This window comes from Pseudoalteromonas sp. MMG022, from assembly GCF_021654245.1.
GTDB classification, from domain to species: domain Bacteria; phylum Pseudomonadota; class Gammaproteobacteria; order Enterobacterales; family Alteromonadaceae; genus Pseudoalteromonas; species Pseudoalteromonas amylolytica.
The window spans coordinates 23,884-36,403 of record NZ_JAKFZQ010000015.1 but is presented as its reverse complement, the minus strand read 5'-3'; the positions used below and the strand labels follow the sequence as shown (position 1 = coordinate 36,403).

At 44.7% G+C, this 12,520-nt stretch carries 11 protein-coding genes; 6 read left to right on the top strand and 5 right to left on the bottom strand.

What is annotated here, in order from left to right; translation table 11 throughout:
• Nucleotides 1–20 precede the first annotated feature (20 nt).
• Nucleotides 21–1,085 carry a YjgN family protein gene (locus L1070_RS14105; protein WP_237125993.1) on the top strand — a complete coding sequence of 355 codons (1,065 nt, stop codon included), beginning with the start codon at nucleotides 21–23 and terminating at the stop codon, nucleotides 1,083–1,085.
• A 1-nt stretch (nucleotide 1,086) separates the two neighbouring features.
• Nucleotides 1,087–2,106: a M48 family metallopeptidase gene (locus L1070_RS14100; protein WP_237125992.1), complete on the top strand. Its 1,020-nt coding sequence runs from the start codon at nucleotides 1,087–1,089 to the stop codon at nucleotides 2,104–2,106.
• Nucleotides 2,107–2,129: 23 nt separating this feature from the next.
• Here the strand turns inward: L1070_RS14100 and L1070_RS14095 are convergent, their stop codons facing one another.
• The 3 genes from L1070_RS14095 to L1070_RS14085 form a co-directional block, all read right to left on the bottom strand.
• On the bottom strand, nucleotides 2,130–3,356 hold the full coding sequence (locus L1070_RS14095; RefSeq protein WP_083330628.1) for a threonine/serine exporter family protein: 1,227 nt from the start codon (nucleotides 3,354–3,356) through the stop codon (nucleotides 2,130–2,132).
• A 124-nt stretch (nucleotides 3,357–3,480) separates the two neighbouring features.
• Nucleotides 3,481–4,716 carry a glycosyltransferase gene (locus L1070_RS14090; protein ID WP_237125991.1) on the bottom strand — a complete coding sequence of 412 codons (1,236 nt, stop codon included), beginning with the start codon at nucleotides 4,714–4,716 and terminating at the stop codon, nucleotides 3,481–3,483.
• Entirely contained in the window at nucleotides 4,713–5,726 is a 1,014-nt protein-coding gene (locus L1070_RS14085; RefSeq protein WP_237125990.1) for a LacI family DNA-binding transcriptional regulator, read from the bottom strand. The genes L1070_RS14090 and L1070_RS14085 overlap by 4 nt, the downstream gene beginning before the upstream one ends.
• A gap of 210 nt (nucleotides 5,727–5,936) precedes the next feature.
• Between L1070_RS14085 and L1070_RS14080 the strand changes: the two genes are divergently transcribed.
• From L1070_RS14080 to L1070_RS14065, 4 genes are all read left to right on the top strand, one after another.
• Complete coding sequence (locus tag L1070_RS14080; protein WP_237126062.1) at nucleotides 5,937–8,387, top strand: prolyl oligopeptidase family serine peptidase; 2,451 nt, start codon at nucleotides 5,937–5,939, stop codon at nucleotides 8,385–8,387.
• A gap of 16 nt (nucleotides 8,388–8,403) precedes the next feature.
• On the top strand, nucleotides 8,404–8,823 hold the full coding sequence (locus L1070_RS14075) for a hypothetical protein (RefSeq protein ID WP_237125989.1): 420 nt from the start codon (nucleotides 8,404–8,406) through the stop codon (nucleotides 8,821–8,823).
• A gap of 45 nt (nucleotides 8,824–8,868) precedes the next feature.
• Nucleotides 8,869–9,840 (top strand): S41 family peptidase, encoded by a 972-nt coding sequence (locus tag L1070_RS14070; RefSeq protein ID WP_237125988.1) that lies wholly within the window; start codon nucleotides 8,869–8,871, stop codon nucleotides 9,838–9,840.
• 136 nt (nucleotides 9,841–9,976) lie between these two features.
• Entirely contained in the window at nucleotides 9,977–10,633 is a 657-nt protein-coding gene (locus tag L1070_RS14065) for a hypothetical protein (protein ID WP_237125987.1), read from the top strand.
• Between the two features lie 4 nt (nucleotides 10,634–10,637).
• Here L1070_RS14065 and L1070_RS14060 read toward each other — a convergent pair whose 3' ends face one another.
• Complete coding sequence (locus L1070_RS14060) at nucleotides 10,638–11,495, bottom strand: DMT family transporter (protein ID WP_237125986.1); 858 nt, start codon at nucleotides 11,493–11,495, stop codon at nucleotides 10,638–10,640.
• A gap of 219 nt (nucleotides 11,496–11,714) precedes the next feature.
• Entirely contained in the window at nucleotides 11,715–12,506 is a 792-nt protein-coding gene (locus L1070_RS14055) for a Rossmann-like fold-containing protein (RefSeq protein WP_237125985.1), read from the bottom strand.
• Nucleotides 12,507–12,520 lie beyond the last annotated feature (14 nt).

The window sequence follows — 12,520 nt, the reverse complement described above, 5'->3', positions numbered from 1 at the left end:
TTTTTTATTTGGAGTTTTAAATGGACTTAGAGTCAAAAGAGGTGGTTGAAACCACAGGTTCTTCAACACACACGCGCGAAGTGCGCTTTACTGGCGATGCACGCAGTTACTTTAGTATTTGGTTGGTTAATATTTTGTTTACCATTGCTACCTTGGGTATTTATTCTGCGTGGGCAACGGTAAGAAACAAGCAATACTTTTTTGGTCATACGCAAATTGATGGTCACAGGTTTGATTATTTGGCGACACCGCAACAAATTTTGAAAGGCAGGTTGTTGGCTCTGGCTTGCTTTGCACTTTATGTAGTATCGAGTAGTTACTTTCCATTGGTTGGTATTGTGCTATTAGTGGCTTGGTGTATAGCATTACCTTGGGTAATCAATCAGGGCCTGCGTTTTAGTTTACGAATGACGCGCTATCGCAATGTTCAATTTTCATTTAAAGGGCAATACAAGGACACGCTTATCAACTTTGTATTATTACCTATTTTGAGCGTTTTCACTTTGTATTTGTTGTTGCCTTGGGCCCTTAAGCGTATTGATGCCTATATACACAACAATATTTATTATGGTGACAAAAAGCTAACCACACACCTTTCTACAAAAGAGTATTACTTAATTGCTTTTGTATGTTTCTGTATGGCTGTTGGGCTGGGTATTCTGGCAGGTATTGCGGCACTCGTTATAGGCATTTCTGATAATTTGCTAGAGACCTCACAGTTGATTGGGGTTGGGATATTATTTATGCAATTCTTAGTGGTTATAATTGTAGCTTCTGCTTATAAGGCAATGGTGCGAAATCACATCTTTGAAAATAGCAGGTTTGAAGGCGTTGCTGAGTTTGAATCAAACCTTGCACCAATTGACTACGTGCTACTTAATGTCACCAATACGTTAGCGATTGTGTGTTCACTGGGCTTAGCGTTTCCTTGGGCTAAAGTGCGTAAAGCCAAAATGTTGGCGGCAGCGACTGTTGTACACCTTAATCCAGACGCCGATGAGGTTATCAACATGCAACAAGCACAACAGTCTTCGTTTGCCGAAGAAGCTGCGAATGTATTCGATGTTGATATCTCTTTGACATAATATGCAAAAGGTTACGGGTAAACTCTATAGCGCTGGCAGTAACGCTAGCGTAAATTGCATCTTGCACAATAGCAACGGGCAAATTCGTGTTGTCAAAGATGATGATCTTGAGCTGTCTGTGCCCTTGCAAGACATTCTCCCAGGCGTGGCCATAGCGGGGCAAGCCCAAGATATCACGTTACCAGATGGCAGCCGATTTTTGCCTGATGATGTGAGTTTTCGTCTTACAAGTCTCTCAGGTGTTGGACTCCTTGAGCGTTGTGAGAGACACAAAGGGCTTGTATTGTCAGCCATTTTTTTGTGTCCATTGCTGTTATATTTGGTTTTCTTCGTGGTCGTCCCTAGTATGGCAGCCAGTGCGGTGACTTTATTGCCAAACAGTGTGGTTGAAGCGACTGGCCGGCAGTCCATGCTATTAATAGAAAAAATGGCGCTGGAGCCGACAGAAGTCGATCCCACACAGCAGGATAAAATAAATGCGCTTTGGCAAGATTCATTAAACCAATTAAAGTTGGACAAAGAAAAGTACCGTTTAGGTTTCTACCGCTCCGATTTTTTTGGTGCAAATGCTTTTGCGCTCCCTCATGGACAGATCGTGGTGACGGATGAGCTAGTTGCTAAACTAGCAAAGCATCCTGAGGCACTTCGAGCGGTACTACTACATGAAATTGGCCATGTTGAACATCAGCATAGTATGAGAATTGCGGCCCAGTCGGTTGCCTCTACCATTGCGCTTGCTGTGGTATTTGGTGACTTACAAGGGGTTGCGGAGCTAGCGCTCGGGGTGGGCAGTGTCATCATGCAACAGCAGTTTTCACAAGATATGGAAAGCCAAGCTGATGACTATGCACTACACAATCTTGAGGCACATGGTTACAAAGCCGCAGATTTTGCCACCGCACTTAAACTGATGTCTAGCGATAGAAGCACCGAACAAGATGCGTGGTCAAAGTATTTATCAACGCACCCACAGGTTGGGGAGCGTATTGAGCGGGCACTCAATTATCAAAGAGCAAAATAAAGGGACGCCAGTGCGTCCCTTTCTCATAAGGCTTTTTTGGGCGGTAGTGCCACGTTCGCAAAGATCAAACCCGCCACCAAAGACATAAAAATCAAAAATGTCTGTTGGCCAATATGGTCGGCATGAATAAAACTTTGCCCTTCAATCAGCGAGTTCAGGCCAATATAGGTTTTAGAGCCGGGGACCAGTACAATCAAACCTTGCATGGCAACAATTGATGCGGGGGCATTGACAATACGGTTAAACAGATTACTGAATACGCCTACTGCAAATGCGCCAAGGAATGCCCCAATTGAATAATCAAAGTAGAGCGCGGCACTAATACTGACTGCGTAGGCGATAAACCCAGATGCAATTGACCAGCTAGCGTGTTTGAGTTTGGTTCTGAAAATGACTATCAAGCTTGTACAAAGTAGCAAGATAGCCAACCACGCGGTCCATTTTGGTAATGGATCGGGTTGTACAAAATCGGTAGTACCAAATAAAGCAAACCCAATGCTAATGCCTAAAAATGCACCGAAATAGAGTTTGAACAACAACATGAGCGAGTCCATAACCCTCGCCGTGCCTGATACTAAGTGACGCGATGAAAGCTCCGCAAATGCTAATGCTAATGCCAAACCTGGAATAAACACGATAATGGCTGACAATATCACCAATCGGATATTAATACTGGGGTCAACATAACTACTGACCGCACACGCGCCGACAGCCGCAACAATGGCAACCAGTGGCTCCAGCATGTGTGTAACACGCTTTGAACGGCCAGACCAAAGTATGAACATGAAAACTAGAATCGAGAACACGCCGGACCAAAGCACATCATTCCAACTCGTACCCATTAACATGGCAAAGGCAGCACCCGATACAGAAAACGCAAAACCTGTCATCAGCTTACTATATGGCGCTTTTTGTTTGCTGATTGTATCCAAATCAGCATCGGCTTGCTCAATAGTTAGCTGGCCTGTAAGGACCTTACTTACCACATCATCCGTGTCTGCTAGTGATCCTAGGTCATGATCACCTGGGTCTACGCGTGCGACATGAGTGTATTCTTCTTCATGGCCCTCCGTCCAGATAACGAATGTTACGGATGTAGGAGACATCACAAATGATGATTTTAAACCCAAGTGCGTTGCCACTTCCATGAGGTGTGCTTCAAGTCGATATGCGGGTGTACCGTATTTGTGCAACATTTTACCAAGTTTAACAATAAACTTACGTTTTTGGGTAAAGCTAGCTGTATTCAACTGCGTGAAACCTAAAATAAAAGATTGATAATACACCTATCAGACAAAAGTGTTATTTGGTGATAAATGTAGCGATTGGAATTGCTGCGCATTCTAATCGCTTTCATTGCAAAGTCTAGGCTATTTAACGATTTTTATTGACATTTTTTGCTTCAATCCATTGTGCCATATATTGCGTGCTGCGCATGGTATGATGCTTGAGCATTTGCCCTGTAAAGTTGGCTTGTCTATGTTGCGTTAAGTTTTTAGTTATATCATTGATTTTATTTATTAATAACTTCTCTAGTCGCTCTTTTAGGTATACGCGGTCTAGGATCTCATTGGCGTGACTTTGTGCGCGCTGATAAGTCTCTTTATCGCTATAAAGTTTGACTGCTTTATCTGCAAATTGCTGCATATCATCGGCTATCGCGCCGGGCCACGGTAAGTCCAAGTGCATACCTTCTGCGCCGATTGCAGTGGTAATACTCGGAGTCTGGGTGATCATCGCTTCAAGCAGCTTTCCTTTTATGCCAGCCCCAAACCTAAGTGGTGCAAGGCAAATTCGGCTATTATTCATTACCTCTAAAGCATCGTCGGCCCAGCCTTTGATAAGAAACCCCGTTTTTGGGTTGTGTAGTGCGGTAGCTTTCGGTGGCGGGTAAGAGCCGTAAATATGCAATTCAACGTTTGGTAGCTGTTTACGAATAAGTGGCCATATTTGCTGTAAATACAATACAGCATCCCAATTTGGTGCATGACGGAAATTACCAATGGTCATAAAGTGTTGGCGTTGTTCAAATTCTGGCGTGTGTTTTGGTCGTGCTTTTAGATCAACCATAAAAGGTAAATAATGGAGCAGCGCACTGTCTATTTTAAAGGTATCTGCCAGCAACGTCATTTCAAAGCTTGAGATAATGAGACTGAGATCACAACGTAGAATTGCGGCCATTTCTCGTTTAGCCAGCTCAGAATGCAAGTCATTGGTGGTTAATTGCCGCTGTGCTTTATGCGCTTCGTGGCGGGCGTTTCGTAAACATTGTAGATCTTCGGTGTCGAGTATTTTTAGTGCGTTCGGCGCGTATTTATCGACTCGCCAGCCAAATTGCTCTTCCATCATAAAACGGTCAAACATGACGATATCAGGCTGTAAAGTCTTAATGTATTCATCAAAGCTACTACAGTTGAGAGCGATGCTCCTGCTAGTGATACCTTCTTGTGCTAAATCCACCATGTGTTCGGTAACTTGCGCAGGGCTTGCGAATTCTACTTGCCATTGCTGGGCTTTAAAAAAGCGTAGCAGGGACATCATGTGGCTGCCCGCAGCTGACGAATTAGGTTCAGGCCAAACGTAGCCTATGATTAAAACTTGTTTACTCACAAAGATGATTCTCTTAGTTGGAGTGACACATCAACCAAAGTACGCACTGCAGGTTGTGATTGCTCCAATAATTCCGAAAGGGCCTGACCTGTGCGTTTGGCTATTTCATGGCTATCAATACGTACAGACGATAGGAGTGGTTGCATGAGGCGTGAATCCTCTAAATCGCCAAACCCGACGATTTTTATATCTTTACCGGGCGCAATGCCTCGCTGGCGCATGGCATATATTGCGCCATATGCTACTACATCGGAAAAACACACAACAGCTTTGGTATCGGGCGCGTTTTGCATAAGCTGCTCAAAAGCATCGTATCCGCCTTGACGGTTTGCCGGGGCTGCAATTACGGGAACTGGATGAGTGATGTTGTGCGCACGCAGCGCTGAGTTAAATCCAGCCAAGCGCTCGCGATGTTCAGAAGTCGTTGCTGTAGAGCCTATAAATGCTAGTTCGCGGAGCCCTTGCTCCAACAAATGACAGGTTGCCAGATGTGCCCCTTTTTTATTGTCCGGTAAAATGCAAGGCGCACTACAATAGTCGACTTCGCGCATGATGTTGACCACTGGAAACCCTGTATCAATCAGCTGCTCTTGCCACTTTCTATCGGTATTTGGCGCGGGGCACATAATAAAAGCACATACGTTATATTCTTTAAAACGATTGACGATTTGCTGTTGTCTTTCAAGGCTTTCATTGGTGCTTACTAGCATCGGAACCAAGCCGAGCGCATAAATATGGGATTCCAGCTCAACTGCTAACTGCGCGGTGTAAGGGTCTGTAAGGTCATTGATAACTAATGCAACTAAATTTGAGCGTTTACTGCGAAGGGCTGCGGCCTCTCGGTTGTATATATAGCCGAGCTGTTCAATCGCGCCAAGCACGCGCTGTTTACTTTTATCGCTGACTTTGTCACTTTGTGTAAGTACTAAGGACACGGTGGATTTTGATACCCCCGCTGCAGCGGCAACGTCCCAAATAGTTACTTTTTCGGACTTTTTAGTGTGTGTCATGGTTGCTCATAAAGCCTGCGGGCAGTATTGAAGTAGAGAAGTGATGGTGATTTTAGCTTAAATCGATGTGTCACAAAAGCGTAAGCTTCAGCGAATATTGACTGATATAGCTGAATTTTTAAATAATTAAGTATATGATGCTCGGTTATATGGATAGGGTAGGACGAAAATAACATGAAGCGTTTGCTTATTGGCTTAGTGATTTTTGTAATGGCACCAATTTCAGGTGCCTTTGCACAGCAACAAGGGTACCAAGTACCTTCCCCCGCGTTGGCAAAATTAGTGGATGCAAAACTGCTGCCCAGCAGTTTTTTGAGCCACGACGGTAAATGGTTGGCACTGTTAGAACGAAAACGGGTGCTGACATTGGACGAGCTCACATTATCAGAAAAGGCATTGGCGGGCATTAAGTTTAATCCAAAAACTTTTATGCGAGAATCTCGTCGCACTTACTTATCATTAGAATTCAAGCATGTTGATACAGGCTCAGTGATACGCCCTCAGGGGATCCCAGCGGATGCAGTATTACGCTCGCCTCAGTGGTCGTCTAATAGTCGCTATCTAAGTTTTATTGTTGAGCAAGACGCCAGTGCCACTTTGTGGGTCTATGACATTAAAGAGCGAGAGGCGCGTCAGCTTAGTGAGTCAACGCTCAATGGCGTGGTTACAGCAACGCCGTATTATTGGCTACCAGATGGGTCTGCAATTGTGGTTAATTTTGCGGTTAACCATGGTCAACCAACGCTTAAGCCAAAAGCGCAGTCTATAGTACCTATCGTCCAGCAAAGCAGTGGCGAAAAGGCCCCTGCTAGAACTTATCAAAACCTTTTGAAAACACCATTCGATGAGGCGCAATTTAAATTTTACGCCCAAGGACAGTTGGCAAAAGTGCCATTGAATGGACCCGTTAGGGGCATTGGTAAACCCACACTGGTGAAATCGTTTTCAGCATCACCGGATTCCACCAGTTTGATTGTGGGTATGATCGACGAGCCTTTTTCTTATCAGGTACCTTACCAGCGCTTTGCCAGCGTTTGGCAAGTTTGGGGCATGACAGGTTATCCTTTGTATGAGCTTGCCAGACAGCCTTTAGCAGAGAATATTCCTAAGGGTTTTGATAGTGTGCGCACAGGTCCTCGGGAGTTTCAGTGGCGAGCCGACCAAGGGGCAACTGTGGTATGGGCCGAGGCACAAGATGGCGGTAATATGAAACAAGATGTTCCCCACCATGACTATCTATACACAATCAGCGCGCCGTTTAAACGTGAGCCAGAGCTGCTGGCCAAAGTTGAGCGTCGTTTTTATGCTATCGAATGGGCAGACGATGAGGTCGCGTTACTCAGTGAATGGCGTTTTAGCGACCGCAGTGTACGCACCTCGGTAATCGCACCAAGAGCAGCCGATCAAAACCGCGTAGTATTCTCTGAGCGTAGTTATAATGATGCTTATAAAGATCCTGGTCAGTTTGTGTATACGCGCAGCGATCTAGGCTCGAAGGTGTTAAAGCTCATTGGTGGGCGTTATCTATTTTTACATGGTGATGGCGCATCAAAGTCGGGTAATCAACCTTTCTTGGACCGCTATGATGTGAAAACGAATAGCGCTACGCGTATCTGGCAATCGCAAGCACCATATTATGAACGCGTAAAAGGTCTATTGGATGATGAAGGAATGCGATTTGTCACCGTTAGAGAGTCAAAAACAGAGCAGCCTAACTTTTTCATTCGGGATTTAAACTTTGATACCTTAACGCAACTGACTCGCTACGAACATCCGTACCCTGAGTTCAATGGTGTGACTAAAGAGCAAGTAAAATACACCCGAGATGATGGCGTTGAGTTAACTGGTAACCTTTATTTGCCCGCTAACTATGATGTTACACAGGGGCCACTGCCTGTGTTGATGTGGGCTTACCCACTGGAATACAAAGACAAGAGTGTGGCTTCACAGGTACGTGAATCACCTTATGAATTTCCATATTTTGGTTACTGGGGCCCGATGCCTTATTTAGCCAAGGGTATCGCCGTTTTTGATGACCCTAAAATGCCTATCGTGGGTGAGGGGGAAGCGCTGCCTAATGATAGTTTTAGAAAACAGCTAGTCGCCAGTGCCAAAGCAGCAGTAGATACGCTGGTGGACAAAGGTGTGGCCGATAAAGATAAAATTGCTATTGCCGGTCACTCTTATGGCGCCTTCATGGTGGCAAACCTTCTTGCACATTCTGATTTGTTTGTCGCGGGTATTGCACGTAGTGGGGCATACAATCGCAGCCTCACACCGTTTGGTTTTCAAGGTGAGGAGCGTGACTTTTGGGAAGCACAAGATGTATATGCCAGCATGTCGCCGTTTTTCCACGCAGAGAAAATCAACGAACCCATGTTGATGATCCACGGTGATAAAGATCCTAATTCAGGCACCTTCCCTATGCAGTCAGAGCGTATGTATGCGGCGCTCAAAGGGTTAGGTAAACAAGCACGTTTGGTAATGTTACCCAATGAAGGACACGGTTATCGCGCTCGTGACAGTATCTTGCATGTACTTTGGGAACAAGAGCAATGGTTAGACAGCTACCTTTTCTCAGAGGCCACGATAGAAGGCAGCAATGACGATGAACAGCAACTAAGTGACAATGCTGCTTCACAAAGCACACAAAGCAACTGAGCAGCGTGAGTAATTAATGAATATCAAGCAGCTAATTCAAAAGTCATTCACAGTGCTGGCGGTTGCGTCAGCACTGTTAATGTGTGGTTGGCTGCTTGCACCAAATGGCATCGATAGTGGTGAGCCGAAAATAACGGCCCAAGGGCAGGGAAGCACAGTAACAGCCTTTGTAAAAATGGATGACACAAGCCAAGTTCAACCTAGAGCTTTGAGTCAGGCACAGCAATTTTTGCATGCAAATCAAAGTATGCCACCCGCAATTTTGTTGTTTGTTTTTGCTTTGTTATGCGTCAGTTGTATACCCTATCTAGCTACATTATTTTTATCATTGACTCCTTGGTATTGTCGTCATCAATCACTCGCCAAGCTGCGGTTTTCACTGTGGCGTGATAACAACATACTCAAAAGACACACCAGCCATTCATTGACTCTTTAATTTGTAATTTAACTTTTTGAACTAAATACAAATTAAAGGAAAATCATGAACAAACAAACCAACCCGTTTAACCACCTGCTGGGCGCTATTTGCTTGGTAGTGTGTCTATTTAGCAATGCAGAAACAAGTGTTGAAGTACCGATAAGCGCAGAGCAACGCCTTGAAACGCTTCAGCTGATCAGCAATCAAATCGAGCTAGGCTATGTGTTGCCCAAGGTCGCAAATCAGGTTGTCTCAGCATTGCTTGAGTTAACGGAGCAAGGTCGCTTCGACCATATTGAAACCCGTCAGCAGTTTATTGCTGAGATAGACCAACAGCTACGTGACTTGAGCAATGATGGCCACCTTGGCCTTGTGCCAATGCGCACAGACAAAGTGGTTACGCATATTTTGCAAGAGTCAAATGAAAAGCGTATCAATAACTTCGCGTTTGAGCAGGCCAAGGTATTAAGTGGCAATGTTGGATATTTAAAGTTCAACAAACTACACCCAGACGAGCGCGCCATGGAAGTCGCAACTTACGCACTTAACTTTTTAAGTCATACCTCACACTTGGTGATTGATTTAAGAGAGTGTGGTGGTGGGTCGATGGAGCTGGTGAGGCATTTGATCAGTCATTTTGTCAAAGATAAGACACATCTTTGGGATATCTTCTCAAGAGATGGCTTTAGCTATAGCGTTGAAAGCTATGCCGTTGTGGCCCAAGCACGCTTACAATCTATGCCAATTACTATCCTAACAAGTCGTAATGTGATCAGTGCCGCAGAGTTTTTTACCTATACATTGAAACATTTAGGTAGGGCTCAAGTTGTTGGCGAGCAAACAGCAGGGCTGGCACATGCCACAGGGGTTAGACAAATCAATGATTGGCTGGTTTTGAGGTTGCCACTTATGCGCCCAGTTAACCCAACAACACTTGGAAATTGGGAGCAGGTAGGTATTAAACCTGATATTGAAGTACCACAAGCCCAAGCGTTGGTAAGCGCACTTGCAAAAATGCAACCTACCAAACAATAGGGATGTGCCGTCACACGGTGGCCGTCACGGGGTAACTGTGTGACGGCCACCAATCCTCATGCTTGTTGAGGGGGCCGTTTGTTGTTATGTTTAGCCAAACCAAACCAAACCAAACATAACAGGGCGATGATTATAAATGGAGCAGATACCGAGTGAACGCTTTGAGTTTAACCTGAGCGAACTGTCGTTAGAAGTCTTTGATAAACACACTCAGCACCTGTACCCGCCCATATTGTTACCAAGTGCGCTGCGCTGTGCACTGGTGCATCCAACCAAGCCATGGTTATTTACGCTCTGTTTAGGTGATATAGGCATTAATGTGTGGCACTTAGAAACAGCCGCGCACTTGTTCACAATAGAAGGTATGGAAAGTCCTGCTGAGTTTATTATGTCTAACAGTGGGCGTTTCATCGTCATACGCTCACACTGGGATGCCATTTCAAGTGCTGGTGATTGCTTTTATCTGATTGATTTGCAAGGAAATATAAACAAACATTATACGTTGGTAGAACTTGTGGTTGAGTATCCATATGAATTTGATCCCAAAGTATATTTTAGTGATACAGAGCATTATCTGTACTTGATTTGGGACGACGAATTTGAAGATATCAACGATGTGTTCAGCATGCGCTTCGAAATACACAATGATGAAGGCTTACAACTGGTTAAGGGCGAGCAAACTCACCAGAGAGTGCCACAGCAGCCTTACCACCCTGATTACTACCCGTTTGACCTAACTGATAATCTAAGCGAGTTGGCGATACTAAAGTATGGTCAACATTTTGATGGCTGAATTTTTAGCTGTGTGCTTTGTTACTCGAAAGAGAACTGCCAACCGATGCGGTGATCACCATCAAAATAGCCAGCCATTGCCAAATACTAAGCAGTTCACCGAGAATGATAAGACCTGCCAAGGCGGCAATGGCAGGTTCTAAGCTCATCATGATACTGAAACCTTGAGCAGGCATGTTACGCAATGCAACCATCTCCAAGCTGTATGGAAGTGCGCTCGAAAGCAAACCTATCATGATCCCAAGAGGGATCAACTCCCAATTTAGAAGCGCAGCTCCTTGCGATGCGACGCCCAGTGGCACCACAGCAATCGCTGCCACTGTCATGCCCAAAGCAACAGTTGCGCCACCAGAGCCTTGGTTGCCTGTTTTTTTACCAAAGAGAATATAGCCGGCCCAACATGCTCCAGCAATAAGGGCTAGTAGTACTCCGATGGGATCTAATCCGTCAGCACTACTCATATCCGGTAGTAGCAGTAAGATCCCCAATAAAGCGAATAAAACCCATAAATAATCTCGTTTACGCCTTGAGGCAAATAAAGCAACCGCTAAGGGACCTGTGAACTCTAATGCAACACCAATACCCAGTGGAATCCGCTCTATCGCGTAGTAAAAGGTAATATTCATACCGCCAAGACACAAGCCATAGATCAAGATGGGCTTTTTATTGGCGGGAATAACGCGCCAAGGCCGAAACACGAGACATAAAATGAGCGCAGAGAAACCCAAACGATAGGCAGTTGTACCCTCAGGGCCAACAAAAGGAAATAATTGTTTAGCAATCGAAGCGCCTGATTGAATGGTTGTCATTGCAATCAGTAAACACAATACAGCAAACAAAAAGTCTCGATTGGTTAGTTTCATTTAGGATGGTTCTCTATCACACTCATTTTTTGCAAGACGCCTAGTCTAAAGGGCTTGCACCGGTGCAGCAAGACTTTTGTATACATTATTCAGTGGATTTACGGCCAAGCATCCCTTTATTTACATTAGATAACTTTATTGCGATTTTCTAGTTACTAATGTTTCTAGTTCGGGTTTACAAAAATGGCCGTTTGCGCTTTTCAGTACACGCCGTGTGCATTAGCTATGGTAGGTGGCTAAAAAATCTTGCCAATGCTGTTGATGTGTCAACATGGTGCGGTGTTTTTTAGAGTTTTTATGTGCTTGCTCATCTGCTTCGCTGTGAAAGGGGCCAGCTCGACAAAAACTACAATGGTTGTCTTGCAAATAACGGGGAATATGGAGTTGCTCTTGTAATGTTGGGTTGGCCTTGGCCGAAAACACATAGGTTATGCCGCTGGTATCTTTAACATGCTTGTCTCGGTCTACATTACGGATTTTATAGCCTGGAAACTGGGTGATGTCGAAAGGATGCTGACCTAAATATCTCATCTTGCTATTAACACATAATGACCCTTCCAAGTCCCACTCACAGTAGGGTTTGACATCTTTTGAAGTGATGTAGCATAGCATTGGCCCCTTTGGGTCTAACGCAAAGCGGTATGCGTTATCAATAAACTGACGCAACAAACCACGATTGAGCGTGTTGATTGAATACTGTTGCTGTGCAAATGCCTGTTGGTCAGCAAATGCGGGGAGCAATGGAAATTGAAAAATCACTAAGTCAAAGCGTGGTTGTGACAAACGCTGCCAGCTGTTGATACTTGTGACATCAAACTCGCTCAGATATTGGCTACAGGTTTCACTGAGTAAATCTAGCGCATGATCTTGATACTTATTACGAATGGTTTGTTCGCTGTCATAGGTGCTGGCGGTGAGTTGGCCGGCGCTAAGGCGCGCTTGTAGCACATGAGAAAAACTTAAGTCGCCATCTCCTACCGTGAGTACACGCCATTTTGGATCTAAAATCATAAAAACTACATCAT